This window comes from Pseudomonas sp. FG36 (assembly GCF_057809275.1).
In genome coordinates, this window is sequence record NZ_JBMDJQ010000056.1 from 1 (window position 1) to 22418 (window position 22418).

At 64.1% G+C, this 22418-nt stretch carries 24 protein-coding genes; 11 read left to right on the top strand and 13 right to left on the bottom strand.

Annotation, left to right across the window (positions count from 1 at the left end):
• Positions 1–68: 68 nt before the first annotated feature.
• The 5 genes from ACODS9_RS25435 to def all read right to left on the bottom strand — a co-directional run bounded on the left by ACODS9_RS25435 (position 69) and on the right by def (position 4598).
• Positions 69–383: a tetratricopeptide repeat protein gene (locus ACODS9_RS25435; RefSeq protein WP_489095041.1), complete on the bottom strand. Its 315-nt coding sequence runs from the start codon at positions 381–383 to the stop codon at positions 69–71.
• 11 nt (positions 384–394) lie between these two features.
• A complete protein-coding gene (gene trkA, locus ACODS9_RS25440) occupies positions 395–1768 on the bottom strand; it encodes a Trk system potassium transporter TrkA (protein ID WP_023629849.1) in 1374 nt (457 codons plus the stop codon).
• Positions 1769–1792: 24 nt separating this feature from the next.
• Positions 1793–3100 carry a 16S rRNA (cytosine(967)-C(5))-methyltransferase RsmB gene (gene rsmB, locus ACODS9_RS25445; RefSeq protein WP_489095042.1) on the bottom strand — a complete coding sequence of 436 codons (1308 nt, stop codon included), beginning with the start codon at positions 3098–3100 and terminating at the stop codon, positions 1793–1795.
• Positions 3097–4029: a methionyl-tRNA formyltransferase gene (gene fmt / locus ACODS9_RS25450; protein ID WP_401108093.1), complete on the bottom strand. Its 933-nt coding sequence runs from the start codon at positions 4027–4029 to the stop codon at positions 3097–3099. Before fmt ends, rsmB begins: the two co-directional genes overlap by 4 nt.
• Before the next feature lie 62 nt (positions 4030–4091).
• Positions 4092–4598, bottom strand: a complete 507-nt coding sequence (gene def, locus ACODS9_RS25455; RefSeq protein ID WP_038707094.1) for a peptide deformylase — start codon at positions 4596–4598, stop codon at positions 4092–4094.
• A 209-nt stretch (positions 4599–4807) separates the two neighbouring features.
• Here def and dprA point away from each other — a divergent pair, with 209 nt between their 5' ends.
• The 3 genes from dprA to ACODS9_RS25470 all read left to right on the top strand — a co-directional run bounded on the left by dprA (position 4808) and on the right by ACODS9_RS25470 (position 7248).
• On the top strand, positions 4808–5905 hold the full coding sequence (dprA, locus tag ACODS9_RS25460; RefSeq protein ID WP_489095043.1) for a DNA-processing protein DprA: 1098 nt from the start codon (positions 4808–4810) through the stop codon (positions 5903–5905).
• Between the two features lie 38 nt (positions 5906–5943).
• A complete protein-coding gene (gene tsaC, locus ACODS9_RS25465; protein WP_038707096.1) occupies positions 5944–6501 on the top strand; it encodes an L-threonylcarbamoyladenylate synthase type 1 TsaC in 558 nt (185 codons plus the stop codon).
• A gap of 435 nt (positions 6502–6936) precedes the next feature.
• The gene (locus ACODS9_RS25470) at positions 6937–7248 is read left to right on the top strand and encodes a hypothetical protein (protein ID WP_110696911.1); all 312 of its coding nucleotides are present in this window, start codon (positions 6937–6939) and stop codon (positions 7246–7248) included.
• A gap of 116 nt (positions 7249–7364) precedes the next feature.
• Here the strand turns inward: ACODS9_RS25470 and ACODS9_RS25475 are convergent, their stop codons facing one another.
• Positions 7365–8342, bottom strand: coding sequence for an NADPH:quinone reductase (locus ACODS9_RS25475; RefSeq protein ID WP_489095044.1), 978 nt, complete (start codon positions 8340–8342; stop codon positions 7365–7367).
• 655 nt (positions 8343–8997) lie between these two features.
• On the opposite strand from ACODS9_RS25475, the gene hemF reads away from it, so the two are divergent.
• Together hemF and aroE are read left to right on the top strand one after the other, a co-directional pair.
• Entirely contained in the window at positions 8998–9909 is a 912-nt protein-coding gene (gene hemF, locus ACODS9_RS25480) for an oxygen-dependent coproporphyrinogen oxidase (RefSeq protein ID WP_094010811.1), read from the top strand.
• A 25-nt stretch (positions 9910–9934) separates the two neighbouring features.
• The gene (aroE, locus tag ACODS9_RS25485) at positions 9935–10759 is read left to right on the top strand and encodes a shikimate dehydrogenase (RefSeq protein ID WP_489095045.1); all 825 of its coding nucleotides are present in this window, start codon (positions 9935–9937) and stop codon (positions 10757–10759) included.
• Positions 10760–11074: 315 nt separating this feature from the next.
• Here aroE and ACODS9_RS25490 read toward each other — a convergent pair whose 3' ends face one another.
• From ACODS9_RS25490 to betC, 3 genes are all read right to left on the bottom strand, one after another.
• A complete protein-coding gene (locus ACODS9_RS25490; RefSeq protein WP_489095046.1) occupies positions 11075–12640 on the bottom strand; it encodes a SulP family inorganic anion transporter in 1566 nt (521 codons plus the stop codon).
• Between the two features lie 132 nt (positions 12641–12772).
• Positions 12773–13696 (bottom strand): choline ABC transporter substrate-binding protein, encoded by a 924-nt coding sequence (gene choX / locus ACODS9_RS25495; protein ID WP_401108115.1) that lies wholly within the window; start codon positions 13694–13696, stop codon positions 12773–12775.
• Between the two features lie 14 nt (positions 13697–13710).
• Positions 13711–15228, bottom strand: a complete 1518-nt coding sequence (gene betC, locus ACODS9_RS25500; RefSeq protein ID WP_489095047.1) for a choline-sulfatase — start codon at positions 15226–15228, stop codon at positions 13711–13713.
• A gap of 108 nt (positions 15229–15336) precedes the next feature.
• Between betC and ACODS9_RS25505 the strand changes: the two genes are divergently transcribed.
• Positions 15337–16233, top strand: coding sequence for a choline sulfate utilization transcriptional regulator (locus ACODS9_RS25505; RefSeq protein WP_489095048.1), 897 nt, complete (start codon positions 15337–15339; stop codon positions 16231–16233).
• A gap of 51 nt (positions 16234–16284) precedes the next feature.
• Entirely contained in the window at positions 16285–16617 is a 333-nt protein-coding gene (locus tag ACODS9_RS25510) for a DOPA 4,5-dioxygenase family protein (protein ID WP_011531491.1), read from the top strand.
• A gap of 74 nt (positions 16618–16691) precedes the next feature.
• Here the strand turns inward: ACODS9_RS25510 and trpA are convergent, their stop codons facing one another.
• Both trpA and trpB read right to left on the bottom strand, forming a co-directional pair.
• Positions 16692–17501: a tryptophan synthase subunit alpha gene (gene trpA / locus ACODS9_RS25515; RefSeq protein WP_104444667.1), complete on the bottom strand. Its 810-nt coding sequence runs from the start codon at positions 17499–17501 to the stop codon at positions 16692–16694.
• Positions 17498–18715, bottom strand: a complete 1218-nt coding sequence (gene trpB, locus ACODS9_RS25520) for a tryptophan synthase subunit beta (protein WP_367857523.1) — start codon at positions 18713–18715, stop codon at positions 17498–17500. Before trpB ends, trpA begins: the two co-directional genes overlap by 4 nt.
• 111 nt (positions 18716–18826) lie before the next feature.
• Between trpB and ACODS9_RS25525 the strand changes: the two genes are divergently transcribed.
• Entirely contained in the window at positions 18827–19723 is an 897-nt protein-coding gene (locus tag ACODS9_RS25525) for a LysR family transcriptional regulator (RefSeq protein WP_401108120.1), read from the top strand.
• Here ACODS9_RS25525 and ACODS9_RS25530 read toward each other — a convergent pair.
• Positions 19720–20043: an ElaB/YgaM/YqjD family protein gene (locus tag ACODS9_RS25530; protein WP_401108123.1), complete on the bottom strand. Its 324-nt coding sequence runs from the start codon at positions 20041–20043 to the stop codon at positions 19720–19722. The genes ACODS9_RS25525 and ACODS9_RS25530 overlap by 4 nt on opposite strands.
• Before the next feature lie 150 nt (positions 20044–20193).
• On the opposite strand from ACODS9_RS25530, the gene ACODS9_RS25535 reads away from it, so the two are divergent.
• On the top strand, positions 20194–20409 hold the full coding sequence (locus tag ACODS9_RS25535) for a dodecin (protein ID WP_023632599.1): 216 nt from the start codon (positions 20194–20196) through the stop codon (positions 20407–20409).
• A gap of 102 nt (positions 20410–20511) precedes the next feature.
• Positions 20512–20733 carry a DUF1161 domain-containing protein gene (locus tag ACODS9_RS25540; protein ID WP_023632600.1) on the top strand — a complete coding sequence of 74 codons (222 nt, stop codon included), beginning with the start codon at positions 20512–20514 and terminating at the stop codon, positions 20731–20733.
• 50 nt (positions 20734–20783) lie between these two features.
• On the opposite strand, the gene ACODS9_RS25545 is transcribed toward ACODS9_RS25540, so the two are convergent.
• Positions 20784–21788: an LLM class flavin-dependent oxidoreductase gene (locus tag ACODS9_RS25545; protein ID WP_038707101.1), complete on the bottom strand. Its 1005-nt coding sequence runs from the start codon at positions 21786–21788 to the stop codon at positions 20784–20786.
• Between the two features lie 153 nt (positions 21789–21941).
• Here ACODS9_RS25545 and ACODS9_RS25550 point away from each other — a divergent pair, with 153 nt between their 5' ends.
• A complete protein-coding gene (locus ACODS9_RS25550; protein WP_028688713.1) occupies positions 21942–22367 on the top strand; it encodes an OsmC family protein in 426 nt (141 codons plus the stop codon).
• Positions 22368–22418 lie beyond the last annotated feature (51 nt).

The following is a 22418-nucleotide window of genomic DNA, read 5'->3' on the forward strand; positions in this document are numbered from 1 at the left end:
CCCCCCCCCCCCCCCCCCCCCCCCCCCCCCCCCCCCCCCCCCCCCCCCCCCCACGACGTAGTTCTGACTCAGGTGTTGGCCTTGTTCAGCTTCTTGAGAAACACCGTCATCTCCTTCTCGGCCTGCTTGTCGCCATGGGCCTGCGCCGCGACTATCCCCTCCTCCCAGGCCTTGCGCGCGCCAGCCAGATCTCCGCTGAGCTGATACGCCTTGCCCAGCAGCTTCCATGCCGCCGAATACTTGGGGTCCTGCTTCACGCGGCTGGCCAGGTGCACCGCCGCCTCAGCGCCATTGCCCTCGTCCAGCCAGGCCTTGCCCAAGCCAAAGCGCAGCAGCGGGTTATCCACACCCTTGGCCAGCATCTTCTCCAGCGATTCACGCATGCCCTTCCCTCCTAGAAGAAACTCAAGCCCACGTGGAACAGCTTCTCCACGTCCCGAATATGCTTTTTATCCACAACGAACAGAATCACATGGTCGCCAGACTCGATCACCGTGTCGTCGTGGGCGATCATCACTTCGTCTTCGCGGATGATTGCGCCGATGGTGGTGCCCGGCGGCAGGTTGATGTCCTCGATGGCCTTGCCGACCACCTTGCTCGACTTCGAATCGCCATGGGCCACGGCCTCGATGGCCTCGGCCGCACCGCGGCGCAGCGAATGCACGCTGACAATATCGCCACGGCGCACGTGGGCCAGCAGGGTACCGATGGTGGCCAACTGCGGGCTGATGGCGATGTCGATGTCGCCGCCCTGCACCAGGTCGACATAGGCCGGGTTGTTGATGATGGTCATCACCTTGCGCGCGCCCAGGCGCTTGGCCAGCAGCGACGCCATGATGTTGGCCTCGTCGTCGTTGGTCAGGGCCAGGAAGATGTCGGCGTCGGCGATGTTCTCTTCGAGCATCAGGTCCTTGTCCGAGGCGCTGCCCTGCAGCACCACGGTGCTTTCCAGGGTATCGGAGAGCTGGCGGCAACGGGCCGGGTTCATCTCGATGATCTTCACCTGGTAGCGGCTCTCGATGGCCTCGGCCAGGCGCTCGCCGATCTGCCCGCCACCGGCGATGACCACGCGCTTGTTGCTCTCGTCGATGCGGCGCAACTCGCCCATCACCGCGCGGATGTCCTTCTTCGCGGCGATGAAGAACACTTCGTCGTCGGCCTCGATCACCGTGTCACCCTGTGGGGTGATCGGCCGGTCGCGGCGGAAGATGGCCGCCACGCGGGTGTCGACGTTGGGCATGTGGGCGCGGATCTGACGCAGTTGCTGGCCGACCAGCGGCCCGCCGTAGTAGGCCCGGACAGCCACCAGTTGGGCCTTGCCTTCGGCGAAGTCGATCACCTGCAGGGAGCCGGGGTGTTCGATCAGGCGCTTGATGTAGTTGGTCACCACCTGCTCGGGGCTGATCAGCACATCCACCGGAATATGGTCGTTGTCGAACAGTTCTTCGCGGGTCAGGTAGGCCGACTCGCGCACCCGGGCGATCTTGGTCGGGGTGTGGAACAGCGAGTACGCCACCTGGCAGGCGACCATGTTGGTCTCGTCGCTGTTGGTCACCGCCACCAGCATGTCGGCATCGTCGGCGCCGGCCTGGCGCAACACCGTCGGCAGCGAGGCGCGCCCTTGCACGGTGCGGATGTCGAGGCGGTCGCCGAGGTCGCGCAGGCGCTCGCCATCGGTATCGACCACGGTGATGTCATTGGCTTCGCTGGCCAGGTGTTCCGCCAGCGTGCCGCCCACCTGACCTGCGCCGAGGATGATGATCTTCATCCACTACTCCCTACGTTCTTGTGCTTACCGCGAGGCGGCGATCTTGATCAGCTTGGCATAGTAGAAGCCGTCGTGGCCGCCTTCCTGGGCCAGTAGCTGGCGCCCGTGGGGCTGGCGCAGACCGGCCTCGGTGGCCAGGTCCAGCTCGCGGGCACCGGGGGTGCGGGCGAGGAAGGCGTCGATCACTTCGGTGTTCTCGGTCGGCAGGCTCGAGCAGGTGGCGTACAGCAGCATGCCGCCCACTTCCAGGGTCGGCCACAGGGCATCGAGTAGTTCACCTTGCAGCGCGGCCAAGGCCGGAATGTCGTCGGCCTGGCGGGTCAGCTTGATGTCCGGGTGGCGGCGGATCACCCCAGTGGCCGAGCACGGGGCGTCGAGCAGGATGCGCTGGAACGGCTTGCCGTCCCACCAACTGGCGGTGTCGCGGGCGTCGCAGGCGATCAGCTCGGCATCGAGCTTGAGGCGGTCGAGGTTCTCGCGCACGCGGGTCAGGCGCTTGGCCTCGAGGTCGATGGCGACCATGTGCGCCAAGCCCGGTTCGGCTTCAAGCAGGTGGCAGGTCTTGCCGCCTGGGGCGCAGCAGGCGTCGAGCACGCGCTGGCCGGGGGCCAGTTCCAGCAGGTCGGCGGACAGCTGCGCGGCTTCGTCCTGCACGCTCACCCAACCTTCGGCGAAGCCTGGCAGGCCGCGCACGTCGCAAGCCTCGGCCAGGACGATGCCGTCACGGCTGTACTGGCAGGCGCTGGCGCCGATGCCGGCCTCGGCCAGCAGCGCTAGATAAGCGTCGCGGCTGTGATGGCGGCGGTTGATCCGCAGGATCATCGGCGGGTGGGCGTTGTTGGCGGCGCAGATGGCCTCCCACTGTTCAGGCCAGAAGGCCTTGAGCGACTTCTGCAGCCAGCGCGGGTGGGCGGTGCGCACCACCGGGTCGCGCTCCATGTCGGCCAACAGTGCCTCCCCTTCACGCTGGGCGCGGCGCAGCACCGCGTTGAGCAGGCCCTTTGCCCAAGGCTTCTTGAGCTTGTCGGCACACCCGACGGTCTCGCCGATGGCTGCGTGGGCCGGAATGCGGCTGTAGAACAGCTGGTACAGGCCGACCAGCAGCAGCGCCTGCACATCGGCGTCGGCGGCCTTGAACGGCTTCTGCAACAGTTGCGCGGCCAGCAGGTCCAGGCGCGGCTGCCAGCGGGCGGTGCCGAAGGCCAGGTCCTGGGTCAGGCCACGGTCGCGCTCATCGACCTTGTCCAGTTGCGCCGGCAGCGAGCTGTTCAGCGAAGCCTTGCCGCTGAGCACAGCGGCCAAGGCACGGGCGGCAGCCAGGCGTGGGTTCATTGGCCGAGCACCTTGCCACTGGCGAATTTCTCGCGGCGGCTGTTGAACAGGTCGGCGAAGTTGAGGGCCTTGCCACCCGGCAGTTGCAGGCGGGTCAGGCTCAGGGCCTGGTCACCGCAGGCGACCACCAGGCCATCTTTGCTGGCCGACAGGATTTCGCCGGGGGCGCCCTGGGCTGTGGACAAGTTGGCGGCCAGTACCTTCACGCTTTCGCCGTCCAGGGTGCTGTGGCACACCGGCCAGGGGTTGAAGGCGCGGATCAGGCGCTCAAGCTCCACGGCCGGGCGGCTCCAGTCGATGCGCGCTTCGTCCTTGTTCAGCTTGTGGGCGTAGGTGGCCAGGGCATCGTCCTGCACTTCACCTTGCAGGCTGCCATCGGCCAGGCCGGCGATGGCCTGCACCACGGCGCCCGGGCCCATGGTGGCGAGGCGGTCGTGCAGGGTACCGCCGGTGTCCTCGGCGCTGATCGGGGTCACCACCTTGAGCAGCATCGGGCCGGTGTCCAGACCTGCTTCCATGCGCATCACGGTCACGCCGCTCTCGGCGTCACCGGCTTCAACGGCGCGCTGGATCGGCGCCGCGCCGCGCCAGCGCGGCAGCAGAGAGGCGTGGCTGTTGATGCAGCCCAGACGTGGGATATCCAGCACAGCTTGCGGCAGGATCAGGCCGTAGGCGACCACCACCATCAGGTCCGGCTTCAGTGCGGCGAGTTCGGCCTGGGCGTCGGCGTTGCGCAGGGTCTGCGGCTGGTACACCGGGATATCGTGGGCCACAGCCAGCGCCTTGACCGCGCTTGGCATCAGCTTCTGGCCACGCCCGGCCGGGCGGTCGGGCTGGGTGTAGACGGCCACGATCTCGTACGGGCTGTCGAGCAGGGCCTTGAGGTGTTCGGCGGCAAACTCTGGAGTGCCTGCGAAGACGATGCGCATGGAGTTCTCGCTTCTTGAAAAAGAAAAAGGCTTGCCGGAGCAAGCCTTCTGGAAGGTGGGGATCAGGCTTGCTGGCGGTGCTGCTTTTCCAGCTTCTTCTTGATCCGGTCACGTTTGAGCTGCGACAGGTAGTCGACGAACAGCTTGCCGTTGAGGTGATCGAACTCGTGCTGCACGCACACCGCCAACAGGCCCTCGCATTCCAGCTCGTACGGCTTGCCGTCGCGGTCCTGGGCCTTGACCCGGACGCGCAGCGGGCGGTCGACGTTTTCGTAGAAGCCCGGCACCGACAGGCAGCCTTCCTGGTACTGGCCCATGTCATGGGTCAGCTCTTCGACGCTGGGGTTGATGAAGACGCGCGGCTCGCTGCGATCTTCGCTCAGGTCCATCACCACGACTTGCTGGTGTACGTTGACCTGAGTCGCTGCCAGGCCGATGCCCGGGGCCTCGTACATGGTTTCGAACATGTCGTCGATCAGCTGGCGCAAGGCGTCGTCAAACACCGTTACCGGTTTGGCAATGGTACGCAGGCGCGGATCGGGAAATTCGAGAATGTTCAAAATGGCCATGGCGGTCAGGCAGTCACTGTGCGGTCGGTTGAAAACTGAGCACACATAATAAAGGGAAACGGTGGACAAGGCACCTGTGAAAGCTCGGCTAGGGTCTCTATGGGCTTGATAGCTGCCATTTAATGGACAGCTTTTCAAAGTATTACCCACAAAGTTATCCACAGGTTGTGCCACGCCGATGGCCCCCTGTCGATCAAGGAGGATCACCCATGAGCACACTCCGTTCGTCGCCTTGCTCGCCTGCCGAACTGGAGGCGCGGCTGCGTCTGCATCGCCTCCCCGACATCGGCCTGCGCCGCTTTCTTACCCTGATCGAAGCCTTTGGCAATGCCTCATCGGCACTCAGTGCGCCGGCCAGTGCCTGGCGTGCGCTGGGGTTGCCAGCCGCCAGTATCGATGCCCGTCGCAGCCCTGAAGTGCGCGACGGCGCATTGGCTGCAATGGCCTGGATAGAGCGCCCGGGCCAGCATTTGCTGATGTGGGACGGGCCTGGCTACCCCGCATTGCTGAGTGAAATCGACGACCCGCCACCCCTGCTGTTCGTCGCCGGTGACCCCGCTTTGCTGGAGCATCCGCAGCTGGCGATTGTGGGTAGCAGGCGTGCTTCACCACCGGCGCTGGATACTGCGGCTGCGTTTTCGCGCTGCCTGGCGCAAGCCGGGTTCACCATCACCAGCGGGCTGGCGCTGGGCGTTGACGGTGCCGCTCATCGGGCCGCGCTGAAAGCCGGAGGGCAGACCATTGGAGTGCTCGGCACGGGGTTGCAAAAACTTTATCCACAGCGCCACCGTGACCTTGCCCGGGCGATGCTCGACAGTGGCAGCGCGCTGGTCTCCGAGTACCCGCTGGATGCCGGACCGCTGGCCGGTAACTTCCCCAGGCGCAACCGCATCATCAGCGGGCTGTCGCTCGGCGTGCTGGTGGTCGAGGCGAGCATCGCCAGCGGCTCATTGATTACCGCGCGCCTTGCCGCGGAACAAGGGCGCGAGGTGTATGCCATTCCGGGTTCGATCCACCACCCCGGCGCCAAGGGCTGCCACCAGCTGATTCGCGACGGCGCGTTGCTGGTGGAAAGCGTGGAGCAGATCCTCGACAGCCTGCGCGGTTGGCAGAACCTGCCGGGCGCGCCTGTGGGCAAAGCCGACCATCCCCTGCTCGCCTTGCTCCACGCCGCACCCCACACCAGCGAGGGCCTGGCGCACAGCAGCGGCCAGCCGTTGGCCCAGGTGCTGGCCAGCCTGACCGAGTTGGAGCTAGAGGGCCGGGTCAGCAATGAAGCCGGGCGTTGGTTTGCCCGTTCCGGCTAAGTACACTGCGCACACGGCGTTTATGCGGAGAGACGGAAATGGTGAGCAGTTGGCGTGTGCAACAAGCCGCGCGTGAGGTGAAGGCGGGTGCGGTGATCGCCTATCCGACGGAAGCGGTCTGGGGCCTGGGCTGCGACCCGTGGAACGAGGACGCGGTGTATCGACTGTTGGCGTTGAAGTCGCGGCCTGTGGATAAAGGCCTGATCCTGGTCGCCGACAGCATCCACCAGTTTGACTTCCTGTTCGAAGACTTCCCCCAGGACTGGATCGACCGCATGGCCGCCACCTGGCCGGGGCCGAACACTTGGCTGGTGCCGCACCAGGACCTGCTGCCCGAGTGGGTGACCGGGCAGCATGACAGCGTGGCATTGCGGGTCAGCGATCACCCACAGGTGCGTGAGCTGTGCGCGCTGGTGGGCCCGTTGATTTCCACGTCCTGCAACCCGGCCGGGCGCCCGGCGGCCAAGAGCCGGTTGCGGGTGGAGCAGTATTTCCACAAGCAGCTGGACATGGTGCTGGGTGGGGCGTTGGGTGGGCGGAAGAATCCGAGCCTGATTCGGGACCTGGCGACCGGCGAGGTTGTGCGCCCGGGGTGAAGACTCAAGCCCTGTGAGTAACCTTTGTGGGAGCTGGCTTGCCAGCGATGAGGCCAGCAGGGGCAGCATCATTGCCTGAACTGGCCCTATCGCTGGCAAGCCAGCTCCCACAGGGGCGGTGCTAGGTTCAGCATTTTCTGATCTTGATCCCCAAGGCTGCCCATTTCGAATTCAGAGAAATATCCTACGCGGTCTGTCGACCGCCATTACCTTCTCAGTGGGAGCGCTTGCTTCTAGGCTCCAGACCGTCGCCGAATAACTTGGCGATCGGGTGTGGTAACCCGAGCAGGGAGAGATCTTGGCAGTCTATGGTGGCTGCATGCGGGAGGCCTCGTGCCTGCCGGGTTTTGAGATCTCTCCCGGTTTACCACCCCGTATGCAGCTGCCACCCATCCGTGTGGTAACGGATGCGTGCCGGTCTAGATGCGAGATCTCATGATGAAAAAGATCGTCCCCGATCCACCCCTCCCCAACACCTCCACCCACCCCTTCGGCCGCTGCGATGCTGGCCATCCGCCGCTTTTCACCGTAAACCCCAACATCGAAGCCCATGACGCCCTGGTGCACGTCGCGCTCTATCTGCGCTGCGCCTACGACACCGGCATCAAGGCCCTCGACCACCTGCGTGACGAGGGGCGCGGCATGTACTGGTCGAGCCTGCATTCGCTGGAAATGGCGGAGGGGTTGGTGGAGGCGATGCTTGAGGGCATTGAGTCAGCGTCTGTAGCCGAAAGGCCCGCTGGCTGAACTGACGCCATCGCCGGCAAGCCGGCCCCCACAGGTACAGCGTCATCCAGGAGGTTTGCGCGGTCCCTGTGGGAGCAGGCTTGCCAGCGAATGGGCCGCAGAGCGGCCCCAGGATTTCAAGGCAGCAGAACAGTCGAGCCCACCGTCCGCCGCGCCGACAGCTCACTCTGCGCCGTGGCCGCCTCGCTCAACGGATACCGCTGCTGGATATCCACAACCAGCTTGCCACTGGCGATCATCGCGAACAGGTCATCGGCCATGGCCTGAGTATTCTCGGCATTGTTGGCATAGCTCCCCAGCGTCGGTCGGGTCACATACAGTGAGCCCTTCTGCGACAGGATCCCCAGGTTCACCCCGCTCACCGCCCCCGACGCATTGCCGAAACTCACCATCAACCCTCGTGGCCTCAGGCAATCCAGCGAAGTCAGCCAGGTATTGGCCCCCACGCCGTCATACACCACCGCGCACTTCTGACCGTCTGTCAGCTCCAGCACACGCTTGGCCACATCTTCATGGCTGTAGTCGATGGTCGCCCAGGCCCCGAGTGCCTTGGCCCGCTCGGCTTTCTCGGGAGAGCTGACGGTACCAATCAGCTTCGCCCCCAGCGCCTTGGCCCACTGGCAAGCCAGCGATCCCACCCCACCGGCAGCAGCATGGAACAGCACGAAATCCCCCGGCTGAACGGCATAGGTCTGCTTGAGCAGGTACTGCGTGGTCAGCCCCTTGAGCATCACCGCCGCCGCCTGCTCGAAGCTGATCGCATCCGGCAGCTTGACCAGGTTGGCCTCCGGCAGCGTATGCACCTCGCTGTAGGCCCCCAGCGGCCCGCCGGCATAGGCCACGCGGTCGCCGACCTTGATCCGGCTGACGCCCTCGCCCACCGCCTCGACCACCCCCGCCGCTTCGGTACCCAGCCCGGATGGCAGCGACGGCGGCGCATACAGCCCGCCACGGAAATAGGTGTCGATGAAATTCAGGCCGATCGCATGGTTGCGCACGCACACCTGCTGCGGGCCGGGCGGGGCCGGGTCGAACTCCACCAACTGCAACACTTCCGGGCCGCCATGCTGGCTGAATTGGATACGCTTGACCATCTCGCACTCCTGTGGCCGGGACCAGTTTACTGAAAGTATCAACTCACTACCCATCTATCACTAATTGCAATTATCGTCAACTCAGATTTTTATCAGTTGCTGAGATCTGGAAAAAATCAAAGAATAGTGCGTAACAAGTGCGGTATCGTAATAGCCTACGGCGAGGTGGTTAATATGTTTTATGAAGTATACAATAACGATGATGGTTCTAGATTGAATATTTCTCAAGAGGACGCCAAATACGCATTTGAGAATTTGCAGGTAGGGGATTTCTTTTGGATAACAGACGGACCGGGGGGCAGGGGTGAAGTTTTTCGTAAAATTATCAGACCAAGATTTAATGGGGGCAGAGAGGCTGTTATGACAATTACTATACTAAGTGAATGATTCAATCCTGTTTGACTATTACCTGGAGCAGGGGTCTACAGCTCCAAGTTTACTAAAATGAATGCTTATGCAGTCAAATTTTATTAATGTTGATTGTTTTAAATAATGAACTATTTAAGGGTCGGCACTCCCATCATTTCGATGGTTTAATCGAAGGGCTTGATAATTCTCCAGCGGACGCCTTTGCTTGACTGCCGTCAACTACGACGCGGCGTCGGCCGGTGTTATGCTACGCGGCGAATTTTCCCCGCTCCTTCCAGGTGACCCGATGACCAGCCGCACCGAGGCCGTGAAAGCCTACCTGCTCGACCTGCAAGACCGCATCTGCACTGCCCTCGAGAACGAAGACGGCGGCGCCCGCTTCGTCGAGGATGCCTGGGTGCGCGATGCCGGCGGCGGCGGTCGCACGCGGGTGATCGGCGACGGCAAGGTGATCGAGAAAGGCGGGGTGAACTTCTCCCACGTGTTCGGCAGCGGCCTGCCGCCGTCGGCCAGTGCCCACCGTCCGGAGCTGGCGGGCCGTGGGTTCGAGGCGCTGGGCGTGTCGCTGGTGATCCATCCGCACAACCCGCATGTGCCGACTTCCCACGCCAACGTGCGGTTCTTCATCGCCGAAAAAGAGGGTGAAGAGGCAGTATGGTGGTTCGGCGGCGGCTTCGACCTGACCCCCTACTACGGCAATGAAGAAGACTGCGTGCACTGGCACCGCGTGGCCGAGCAGGCCTGCGCGCCGTTCGGAGCCGACGTGTACCCGCGCTACAAGGCCTGGTGCGACCGCTACTTCCACCTCAAGCACCGTGGCGAGCCACGCGGCATCGGCGGTCTGTTCTTCGATGACCTGAACGAGTGGGACTTCGATACCTGCTTCGCCTTCATCCGCGCCATCGGTGACGCCTACGTCGAGGCCTACCTGCCGATCGTCCAGCGCCGCAAGGACACCCCGTATACCCCCGCCCAGCGCGAATTCCAGGAATACCGTCGTGGCCGCTACGTCGAGTTCAACCTGGTCTACGACCGTGGCACCCTGTTCGGCCTGCAGTCCGGTGGCCGCACCGAATCGATCCTGATGTCGCTGCCACCGCAAGTGCGCTGGGGCTACGATTGGAAAGCCGAACCAGGCAGCGAAGAAGCGCGCCTGACCGAGTACTTCCTGCAAGACCGCGACTGGCTCGCCCAGTAAGCCTGTGGAAACCCGAGGATCACCCATGGACCAGTACGTTGTTTTTGGTAACCCCATCGGCCACAGCAAATCGCCGCTGATCCACCGTCTGTTCGCCGACCAGACCGGCGAGGACCTGGAGTACGCCACCCTGCTGGCGCCGCTGGACGAGTTCAGCGACTGCGCCCGTGGCTTCTTCAAGCAAGGCAGCGGCGCCAACGTCACCGTGCCGTTCAAGGAAGAGGCCTACCGCCTGTGCGACAGCCTCACCCCACGTGCCAAGCGTGCCGGCGCGGTGAACACCTTGAGCAAGCTGGCCGACGGTACGTTGCAAGGCGACAACACCGATGGCGCCGGGTTGGTGCGTGACCTCACCGTCAATGCCGGGGTCGAGCTGGCCGGCAAGCGCATCCTCATTCTTGGTGCCGGCGGTGCGGTGCGTGGCGTGCTGGAGCCGATCCTGGCGCACAAGCCGCAATCGCTGGTGATTGCCAACCGCACGGTGGAGAAGGCCGAGCAGCTGGCCCGAGAGTTCGATGAGCTCGGGCCAGTGGTGGCCAGCGGTTTTGCCTGGTTGCAGGAGCCGGTGGACGTGATCATCAACGCCACCTCGGCAAGCCTGGCTGGCGAGCTGCCGCCAATTGCCGACAGCCTGGTCGAAGCCGGGCGTACCGTTTGCTACGACATGATGTACGGCAAGGAACCGACGCCGTTCTGCCAGTGGGCGAGCAAGCTGGGTGCGGCCAAGGTGCTGGATGGGTTGGGAATGCTGGCGGAGCAGGCCGCCGAGGCGTTCTTCATCTGGCGGGGCGTGCGTCCGGACACGGCACCTGTGCTGGATGAGCTGCGTCGACAACTGGCACGCAACTGACCTCGGGTTGCTGTTGGATTAGCTCGCGCTCCTGCTCGATCTGCTGCCGGTAGTAAGCGAGCTTCGCCGCGGATTGCGGCTTGCCGGTGTAGGGTTCGCGCGCGTTCATGTCGCTGTCCAGTCGAGCAATGCGCGCCTGGGCATCAGTGGCGGTCCAGCAAGCACCATGGCTTGCAGGTGCAGCCAGCAGGGGCACCAGAGCCAAAGCGATGCGAGCGAATCCGTTGCTCATGCCATGCTTCCAAGTGAGTGGGCCTGGCTCACATTCTGGTCGTCGTTTCGCTGCCTGCAACTGACAGAAGTGCCAGTTGACGGTTAGTCCGTGAAGTGGATCGGACAGGCCGTCGTACCCTCCAGCTTCTGTAGTTCTTCGATCACCTGCGGCCTTGCCCGCTGCAACGTCAGGCTCCCGCCACTGCGCATCAACCGTCGCGCCTCGCGGTGCAACATATCCACACCCGAGTAATCGATGAAGTTCACCTGCCGCGCATCGATCACTACGTGTGGCCCCTGGCAGCGCTGAAGGCGCACCTGCAGGTAATGCGCCGCGCCAAAGAAGATCGACCCCCCCACCCGCAAGATGTCAGCCTCCCCTTCCCGGCTTTGCTGCACCCGTGGCCGTGAGGTGCGCTTGAGGTAAAAGAACAATGAGGCCAGCACCCCGGCATAAATCGCCGTCTGCAACTCCAGCAGCAACGTCGCCGCCGCCGTCAGTGCCATCACCAGGAACTCCGAGCGGCTGACCCGGAACAGCGCGCGAATGCCGCGATGGTCCACCAGTCCCCAGCAGATCAGCAGGATACTCCCCGCCATCGCCGGAATCGGCAGGTGGGCGATCAGCCCGGCGCCGGTCACCGCGAACAGCGCCACCCACAAGGCCGAGGACACCCCAGCCAGTGGCGAGCGGGCGCCGGCATCGTAGCTCAGGCCCGAGCGAGTGAAGGAACCTGCGGACAGGTAGCCGGAGAAAAACGCGCCGCCGATGTTCGACAGGCCCTGTGCGCGGATTTCCTGGTCAGGGTCGATCAATTGCTCCGAACGTGCCGACAACGAGCGGGCAATCGACAGGCTGGTGACCAGCCCCAGCATGCCCACCGCCACAGCGCTGGGCAGCAGGCGCAGCATCAGTTCCACGTCCAGCAGAGGCAGCGGGCTGAAGGGCGGGAGCTGCCCGGTGAACGCAGCCACCCTGGGCACATGGCCGAACACGCCAGGCATTAGCCAGGCCACCAGGCTGACCAGCAGCAGGCTTATCAACAGGCTTGGCCAGCGCGGGCGCCATAGTTTCAGAGCTATGCCGATCACCAGCGTGGCCAGGCCCAGGGCCAGCGATGGCATATCCACTTCGCCCATGTGCCCAGCCAGGTCCTGCACAGTCTTCAACGCCGTGGCCTGGCTCGGCAGGTCCATCCCCAGCAGGTTCGGTAGCTGCCCAAGGGCGATGACGATGGCGGCGCCGAGGGTGAAGCCCAGCACCACCGAGTGGGAAACGAAATTGACCAGCGCACCGAAGCGCAACAGCCCCAGCAGCAACTGGAAGATGCCGCCGAGGAAGGTCAGCAGCAGTACCAGGGTTACATAGTCGGCGCTGCCGGCCACGGCCAGGGGGCTGATGCTGGCGTAGAGGACGATGGAGATGGCGGCCGTGGGCCCGCAGATCAGGTGCCAGGACGAGCCCCACAGGCAGGCGATCAGCACAGGGACGATGGCGGCGTACAGGCCGTACTCGGCGGGCAGCCCGGCGATCAGGGCGTAGGCGATGGACTGCGGCAGGGCGAGGATGGCGCCGCTCAGGCCCACCAGCAGGTCCTGGCGCAAGCTGCGACCCGATTGGCGGGGCAGCCAGGTGAGGAAGGGCAGCAGGTGGGTCAGGCGGGGCATGGGGTGTCCTTGAGGTGCATGATCGCTGTAGGAGCGGCTTCAGCCGCGATGCAGGCAACGCGGTGTCTGGCACCCACTGCGCGGGTAATCGCGGCTAAAGCCGCTCCTACAGGTGTTGTGTCGCTTGTTAAGTCATAGTTTGGTCTTTATAGCCTCTAGCGCGTCACCACCGGCTTTGGTGGTCACTCCAGCCAACCACCCTTCCAACAACTGCGGATGCGCCTTCACCCAAGCCTTGGCCGCCTCATCGAAGCTCACCTTCTTATCCACAACCTCGGCCATGATGCTGTTCTCCATCTCCAGCGAGAACTTCAAGTTCCCCAGCAGCTTCGCCGCATTCGGGCAGGCTTGTGGATAACCTTTGCGGGTCAGGGTGTAGACATCGCCCTTGCTGCCGAACCATTTCTCACCGCCCGTGAGGTAATGCATCTTCAGCTTCACGTTCATCGGATGCGGAGTCCAGCCAAGGAAGGTGATGAACTGCTGCTTCTTCACTGCCCGGTCCACTTGAGCGAGCATCGCCTGCTCGCTGGACTCGACCAGTTTCCACTGGCCCAGGTCGAACTCATTCTTGTCGATGATCTCTTTCAGCGACAAGTTGGCCGGCGCGCCGGAGCCGATGCCGTAGAGCTTCTTGTCGAACTGCTCGGCATGCTTGTGCAGGTCGGCGAAGTCTTTCACGCCCGCGTTCCATACGTAATCGGGCACCGCCAGGGTGAACTCGGTACCTTCCAGGTTTTTCGCCAGTTGCTGCACATCGCCATTGGCGATGAACTTGTCATGGAAGCCCTGCTGCGCCGGCATCCAGTTGCCGAGGAAAGCATCCACCCGGCCATCTTTCAGGCCGCCGTAGATGATCGGCACGGCCAGGCTGTCGATCTTCACCTGGTACCCCAGGCTTTCCAGGAGCAGCCGGGCCACGGCGTTGGTGCTGGCGATATCGCTCCAGCCGGGGTCGGCCATCTTCACGGTGCTGCATTGCGCGTCGCTGTCGGCGGCGTGTGCCGTGCCCAGGCTCAGGGCCAGGGTGAGCACGGCGGTGGAGAACTTCTGCATGGCGGCCTCTCTTCTCAATCCAGGGGTGCGGGCTGTGGATAACGTGCCTTGCGCTCGAGGTCGTCGAGATCGATATGGTTGCGCATGTACTGTTGGCTGGCGTCCACCAACGGTTGGTGGTCCCAGCTTTTCAGCTTGCCGATGGCCAGTGCCTCGGCCACCAGGCGGCGGCGCCGTTGGCTGGCCAGCACCTGCTGGCGCAGGGCCGGGATATCCCAGCGCTGCCTGGCTTCATCGGCAAATGCCTGCAGCAGCGCCTGGTGGTCCGGGCTGCCGGTGAGGTTCTCCCGCTCGTGCGGGTCGCGGCTCAGGTCGTAGAGTAGCCATGGGTCGTCTTCGCTGTACACGAACTTGTAGGGGCCACGGCGGATCATCATCAGCGGGCCGACCGTGCCTTCGGCCATGTACTCGCCTATTACCTCGTCATGCCCGCCCTGCCCTTGCAGGTGGCCGAGCAGCGAGCGGCCGTCCAGGTGCAGGTGGTTATCCACAGCGCCGCCGGCCAGTTCGACCAGGGTCGGCAACAGGTCGCAGGTGGAAACGCTGGCGCTGACGCGAGCTGGCCCGAAGCGCTTGGGCGCGTGGATCAGCAGCGGCACCCGCGCCGACATCTCGAACCAGTGCATCTTGTACCAGAGCCCGCGCTCGCCAAGCATGTCGCCGTGATCGCCCGAGAACACGATCAGGGTGTCGTCGGCCAGGCCGCACTCCTCGAGGGTCTGCAGCAGCTTGCCGATGTTGTCGTCGATGTAGCTGCAGGCGCCGAAGTAGGCGCGGCGGGCGTCGCGGATCTTGTCCACGGGCAGCGGCTTGTTCCACAGGTCGTAGACCTTGAGCAGGCGTTGCGAGTGCGGGTCCTGCTGGCCTTGGGCGATTTCGTCACGCGGCAGCGGGATATCCACAGCCTCGTACATGTCCCAGTAGTGCTTGGGAATGGTGTAGGGGTCGTGGGGGTGGGTCATGGAGACGGTCAGGCAGAACGGCCGGCCCTCGTCCTCGCGCACATGGTCATAGAGGTACTGGCGCGCCTTGAACACCACCTCTTCGTCGAAATCCAGCTGGTTGGTGCGCACGCAGGGCCCGGCCTGCAACACCGAGGACATGTTGTGGTACCAGCTTGGGCGCACCTCCGGTTCATCCCAGTTCACCGCCCAGCCGTAGTCTGCCGGGTAGATATCGCTGGTCAGGCGTTCTTCGTAGCCGTGCAGCTGGTCCGGGCCGCAGAAGTGCATCTTGCCCGATAGCGCTGTGCGGTAGCCGAGGCGGCGCAGGTAGTGGGCGTAGGTGGGCACGTCGGCGGGGAAATCGGCAGCGTTGTCGTAGGCGCCGATACGGCTGGGCAACTGACCGCTGACCAGGGTGAAGCGCGACGGCGCACACAGGGGGCTGTTGCAGTAGGCACTGTCGAACACCACGGCCTGTTCGGCGAGGCGGGCCAGGTGGGGCATCTTGATCGGCGACGGGGTGTAGATCGGCAGCAAAGGCGCGGCCATCTGATCGGCCATGATGAACAGGATGTTGGGTCGTTTCATGGGGCCTTCCATCGTCGAGGGTTATGGGTACCACTTGCAATCCAGCATGCTGCTGTGGATAACAGGGGTAAAGCCCATGCCGGGCAATGACTGGGATTAGCCAAGCTTATGTTTGAGCACCTTGCCGACCTGCCCCTCGACACCTTGCGCGTATTCGAGGCCGCCGCCCGCTTGCGCAGCTTCACCGCTGCCGCCGTTGAACTGGGCACCACCCAGCCGGCAGTCAGCCAGCAGATGAAGCGCCTGGAGGCACAGCTGGGCACGCGATTGTTCGACCGGATCTACCGGGGCATCGAGCTGACCGAGGCGGGGTTGCTGTTGTTCGAGCAGGTGCATCAAGGCTTGCAGGCGATGGACGATGGCGTTGCCCAAGCCAGCGGGCGCGGCCAGCGCGAAGTGCTGCAGGTGGCTACCGACTTCGCCTTTGCGGCGTTCTGGCTGATGCCGCGCTTGCAGCGTTTCCACGAGGCATATCCACAGGTGGACGTGAGCCTGGTGACCGGCGAGCGCAGCCAGGCGATGCTACGCCCGGACATCGATGTGGCGGTGCTGTTCGGTGATGGGCGCTTCCATCAGGGCGAGAGCCGCTGGCTGTTCGATGAGGAAGTTTTCCCGGTGTGCAGCCCTCGTCTGGTTCATGGCAAACCCTTGTCAGCCGTGGCTTTGCAGCGATTGCCATTGCTGCACTTGAAGGGTGAGCAGGCCAGTCGCTGGTTCGATTGGGCCGGGGTTTTCCGTGGTCTTGGTGTGGACAGCCCTCCTCCGTCCGGTCAGCTGCGGTTCGACAACTACACCCTGCTGATTCAGGCCGCGATTGCCGGCCAGGGCGTGGCGATCGGCTGGGCGCACCTGGTGGATGGGCTGGTCGAGCAGGGGCTGCTGTGCCGGCCGCTGGAAGGCAGTTTGCGCTCGAAGCGGGGGTATTACGTGGTGCTGCCGCCACGCAAGCGGCGTGGGGCGTTGATCGAGCGGTTTGTGGATTGGTTGGAGCAGGAGCGCCTGTAATGAGATGGCGTAGACTTCAAGATGTTCGCATTACTGCAATCAGGAGCCACCGTGCAAAGGATCAAGGGCTATCACGCCCACGTGTACTACGACGCATCGACCATGGAACAGGCCCGTGAGCTATGCGAGGAGGCGACGCGGCTGTTTCCCGTGACCATGGGCCGCATGCACCAGAAACCGGTCGGGCCGCACCCGGACTGGAGCTGCCAGCTGGCGTTCGGGCCGGAGGTGGTGGGGGTGGTGCTGCCGTGGCTGGCGCTGTATCGCAAGGGACTGGTGGTGTTCCTGCACCCGGAAACCGGGGATGAACTGGCGGATCACCGCGATCATGCGATCTGGATGGGGGCAATCAGGCCGTTGGATCTGTCGATTTTCGAAGGCTAGTTGCTTGGGCCGGCAAGCTCCCACGAGTCGTGTGGGAGCCGGCTTGCCGGCGATCGAGGGCGAAGCCCTCGCACTTAGTTGCGTGCCGCGCGCACACCTTCAGCCAGCGCCGAGCAAAGGCTCAGCACATCAGTCACGGCCTGCTCGGCACCCTTGGCCTGGGCGATCTTGTCGACCAGCGCCGAGCCCACCACCACGCCATCGGCCAGGCGGGCGATAGCCGCAGCCTGCTCCGGCGTACGAATGCCGAAACCAACGCTGATCGGCAGGTCGGTATGCCGACGCAGGCGCGCAATGGCCTCGGTCACATGCTCGGTGGTCGCCGAGCCCGCACCGGTCACACCGGCCACCGAGACGTAGTAGACGAATCCGGAGCTGCGCTCCAGCACGCGTGGCAGGCGCGCGTCGTCGGTGGTCGGGGTGGTCAGGCGGATGAAGTCGATGCCGGCGGCCTGGGCCGGGGTGGCCAGCTCGGCGTCATGCTCGGGCGGCAGGTCGACGATGATCAGGCCATCGACACCAGCTTCCTTGGCTTCGGCGACGAACTGCTCCACGCCGAAGCGATGGATCGGGTTGTAGTAACCCATCAGCACGATCGGGGTGGTTTGGTTATCCACACGGAATTCACGCACCATCTGCAAGGTCTTGGCCAGGGTCTGGCCGGCTTCCAGGGCGCGCAGGGTGGCGAGCTGGATCGCCACGCCGTCGGCCATTGGGTCGGTGAACGGCATGCCCAGCTCGATCACGTCGGCACCGGCGGCCGGCAGGCCCTTGAGGATTTGCAGCGAGGCATCGTAGCCGGGGTCGCCTGCGGTAACGAAGGTGACCAGTGCCGAGCGGCCTTCGGCCTTGAGATCGGCGAAGCGTTGTTCGAGACGGCTCATGCCTGTTTCTCCTGGGCGGCCATGTGGTTCATCACGGTTTGCATGTCCTTGTCGCCGCGACCGGACAGGCAGATCACCATCAAGTGGTCCTTGGGCAGCGTCGGCGCGCGCTTGATTGCCTCGGCCAGGGCGTGGGAGCTTTCCAGCGCCGGGATGATGCCTTCGAGGCGGCAGCTGATGTGGAAGGCGTCGAGGGCTTCGTCGTCGGTGATGCTGACGTATTCCACACGCTTCACTTCATGCAGGTAGGCGTGCTCCGGGCCGATGCCGGGGTAGTCCAGGCCTGCGGAAATCGAGTGGGCGTCGGTGATCTGGCCGTCGTCGTCCTGCAGCAGGTAGGTGCGGTTGCCGTGCAGCACGCCTGGTACGCCGCCGTTCAGGCTGGCCGCGTGCTTGTCGGTGTGCACGCCGTGGCCGCCGGCCTCGACGCCGATGATCTTGACGCTCGGCTCTTCGAGGAACTCGTGGAACAGGCCCATGGCGTTGGAGCCGCCGCCGACGCAGGCGATCAGGCTGTCGGGCAGGCGCCCTTCTTTCTCGTGCAGCTGGGCGCGGGTCTCTTTGCCGATGATCGACTGGAAGTCGCGGACCATTGCCGGGTACGGGTGGGGACCTGCCACGGTGCCGATCAGGTAGAAGGTGTCGTCGACGTTGGTGACCCAGTCGCGCAGGGCCTCGTTCATGGCGTCCTTGAGCGTGCCGGTGCCAGCGGTGACCGGGACGATTTCGGCGCCCAGCAGCTTCATGCGGAACACGTTAGCCTGCTGGCGCTCGATGTCGGTGGCGCCCATGTAGATCACGCAGGGCAGGCCGAAGCGCGCGGCGACGGTGGCGGTGGCCACGCCGTGCATGCCGGCGCCGGTTTCGGCAATCAGGCGTTTCTTGCCCATGCGCTTGGCCAGCAGCACCTGGCCGATGCAGTTGTTCACCTTGTGCGCGCCGGTGTGGTTGAGCTCTTCACGCTTGAAGAAGATCTTGGCGCCGCCGCAGTGCTCGGTCAGGCGCTCGGCGAAGTACAGCGGGTTGGGCCGGCCGATGTAGTCGCGCTGGAAGTAGGCCAGCTCTTCGAGGAACTTGGGGTCGGCCTTGGCGGCTTCGTACTCGCGGGCAAGGTCGAGTACCAGCGGCATCAGGGTTTCGGCCACGTAGCGGCCGCCGAACGAGCCGAACAGGCCGTTGGCGTCGGGGCCGGGGCGGTATTGGGTCTGGGTCATGGGGCGCTCCGTAGGCGAAGTAGAGATTCGATGGGCTTTACTCTAACCACGACGTGGCCGGCTGAAAACCGATAAGATTGCGCAAACCTGTCAGGAAAACTCACAAGTAAGATGGCTCAGGACCTTCCTCCCCTCAATGCGTTGCGGGCCTTCGAGGCGACAGCCCGGCTGAACAGTGTCAGCCAGGCAGCAGAAGTGCTTCATGTCACCCATGGCGCGGTCAGCCGGCAGATCAAGGTGCTTGAGGAGCATCTGGGGGTAGCCTTGTTCGTCAAGGACGGGCGCGGCGTCAAACTCACAGATGCCGGTGTGCGTCTGCGCGATGCCAGCTTCGAGGCCTTCGACCGGCTGCGCGGTGTCTGCGCCGAGCTTTCCCGCGATGCCGACGAAGCGCCGTTCGTGCTCGGTTGCTCCGGCAGCTTGCTGGCGCGTTGGTTCATCCCCCGCCTGGGGCGCCTGAAAGCCGACCTGCCTGAGCTGCGCCTGCACCTGTCAGCGGGCGAAGGTGACCTTGATCCGCGACGCCCGGGGCTGGACGCACTGCTGGTCTACGCAGAGCCACCGTGGCCGGCGGACATGCAGGTACACGTGCTCGCCGAGGAGCGCATCGGCCCGGTGATGAGCCCGCGCTTTGACGCCTTCGATCGTTTGAAAGCCTTGCCAGCCGTGGCTTTGCAGCATGTTGCCGTACTCCATACGACCTCGCGGCCGCAGGCTTGGCCTACCTGGGCGCGACAGCATGGGCTGGCGCCCGAGGCGCTGAGCTACGGGCAAGCCTTCGAGCATCTCTACTACTTGCTGGAAGCAGCGGTGGCCGGGCTGGGTGTGGCCATCGCCCCGCAACCGCTGGTGGCGGACGACCTGAAGGCCGGGCGGTTGGTCGCGCCATGGGGCTTTTCCCCGACCAATGCGGCACTGGCCTTGTGGGTACCCCGGCGCGCCGCGGACGGGCGCGCCGAGCAACTGGCGCAATGGCTGCGCCAGGAGCTGCAGCGACAGACGGGTTAGTTGCGGCGGCACATCAGGTAGGCGGCCAGCAGGCCCAGGGCGCCCACCGCGACACCTGCGGTGGTCCAGGGGTGTTCCTGGGCATAGTCGCGGGTGGCTACGCCGGTTTCGCGGGTGCGGGTCTTCACTTCCTCGTAGGCATCGCTGAGCAGGCTGCGTGAGTGCTTGAGGGCGCTTTCGGCGTTGCCGCGCAGCGTCTTCATGGTCTTCTGCGTTTCTTCCGACGCATCGTGCTTCATGTCCTCCAGAGTCTTGAGGAGGCTTTCGATCTCGGCTTCCATGCTTTCCAGTGAGGTTTTGCGCAACGCATTGCGTGCCATGTCGACTCTCCTTGCTGAGTGGGGATGTACAGGTTGCGACTGCGCAGCTGGGTGAAAGTGCGATCGAACTTTCACCTGCGGCGATCGCTCGCAGGTAAACCGGGCCTGTGCTGCTAGGCTCAAGCCACTACCCACTCAAGGAGAGCGCTCATGTCGGATCATCACACCTACAAGAAGATCGAGCTGGTCGGGTCTTCGCCCACCAGCATCGAAGAAGCGATCAACAATGCCCTGGCCGAGGCCGGCAAGAGCATCAAGCACCTGGAATGGTTCGAAGTGATCGATACCCGCGGGCATATCCGTGACAACAAGGCCGCGCATTTCCAGGTGACGCTGAAGGTTGGGTTCCGCATCGCCAACAGCTGAAACCAAGCTGGGCTAGGCTTGCCCGGCGTGTTGGGGTATCAAGGTTGCAGGGCGCGTGCTTCGCGCCCTTTTTGTCTTTGATCTGTACAAGGAAAGCGATCGATGAAGAAATTGATTCTGGCCGTGGGGCTGATGGTGTTGGCTGGCGGCGCGATGGCAGCGGGCAAGCCGTGCGAGGAACTCAAGGCTGAGATTGCGGCGAAGCTCGATGCCAAAGGGGTGAAGGGGTACTCGCTGGAGATCGTCAACAAGGGCGAGCCGGCCGGCAAGGTAATCGGCAGCTGCGAAGGTGGGACCAAGGAAATCGTCTACCGCCGCGGCTGATCGAATCCTGATCGCGGGGCAAGTCGCAGCGGCTTGCCCCGCGATTGAGTTCACTCGGCCTTGAGCGCCTGCGCCATCAGCTCATAGGACTTGATCCGGTCGGCGTGCTCATACAGGTCACTGGTGAAAATCAGCTCGTCTGCCCCCGTCTGCTCCAGCAACACCTCGACCTTCGCCCTCACCTTCTGCGGGCTGCCGATCATCGCCAGGCCCAGGAAGCTGCTCACCGCATCACGTTCATGGGGCAGCCAAAGGCCATTCATGCTCTCGACGGGCGGACGCTGCATCAGGCTCTGGCCACGGATCAGCGCGAGGATGCGCTGGTACACCGAGGTGGCCAGGTATTCGGCCTTTTCGTCGGTTTCAGCCACCACCATCGGAATGCCCAGCATCACGTAAGGCTTGTCCAGCGTCGTCGACGGCTTGAAATGGTCGCGATAGATGCGGATCGCCTCGTGCATGTAGCGCGGCGCGAAATGCGAAGCGAAGGCGTAGGGCATGCCGCGCATGCCGGCGAGCTGCGCGCTGAACAGGCTGGAGCCGAGCAGCCACATGGGCACCTCGGTGTCGTGGCCGGGCACGGCGATGACCTTCTGGTCGTCGGTGCGCGGGCCCAGGTAGCGCGACAGTTCCTCGACATCGTCCGGAAAGTCGTCGGCGCTGCCGGAGCGCTCGCGGCGCAAGGCGCGGGCGGTCATCTGGTCGGAACCGGGGGCGCGGCCCAGGCCCAGGTCGATGCGGCCTGGGTACAGGCTGGCGAGAGTGCCGAACTGTTCGGCGATCACCAGCGGTGCGTGGTTGGGCAGCATCACCCCGCCAGAGCCGATGCGGATGGTCGAGGTACCCCCGGCGAGGTAACCGATCAGTACGGCGGTGGCCGAGCTGGCGATACCGTCCATGTTGTGATGCTCGGCGACCCAGAAGCGGTTGTAGCCGAAGCCCTCGACGTGTTGCGCCAGGTCCAGCGAATTGCGCAGCGATTGCGCTGGGCTGCCGTCGGCGCGCACGGGCACCAGGTCGAGGGTGGAAATCTTCAGGTCTCGCAGGTGCGTCATTGGAGCCTCCGCTACAGGTGGTTGGCCATGGGCCTTCTGGACTCTGTATGGGCATATTCGCTGGATTCAATGCCTTCTTGCAGATTGATCTGAACTTGGCGTGGGCCTGGTCCTCAGAACCTTAGACACCCCAACCCTGTGACAGGAGGCAGCATGAAGAAGACAGCATCGGCGGTCTGGCAAGGTGGCCTGAAGGACGGCAAGGGCCAGATCTCCACTGAAAGCGGCGCGCTCAAGCAAGCGCCCTACGGCTTTAACACCCGTTTCGAAGGCACGCCCGGGACCAACCCGGAAGAGCTGATCGGCGCTGCCCATGCCGGCTGCTTCTCCATGGCGTTGTCGATGATGTTGGGCGAGGCGGGATTCACGCCTGAACGGATCGACACTCACGCCGAGGTGAGCCTGGACAAGCAGGCCGATGGCTTTGCCATCACCGCCGTTCACCTGACCCTCAAGGCCACCGTGCCTGGGGCTAGCGAGGCGCAGTTCCAGGAGATCGCCAACAAGGCCAAGGCCGGCTGCCCTGTGTCCAAGGTGCTGAACGCGACCATTAGCCTGGATGCCACCCTGCTTTCCTAGGCTCTGTATGAAAAGCCTTGATACTCGGTGATGCTGCGTTGAAAACAGCCT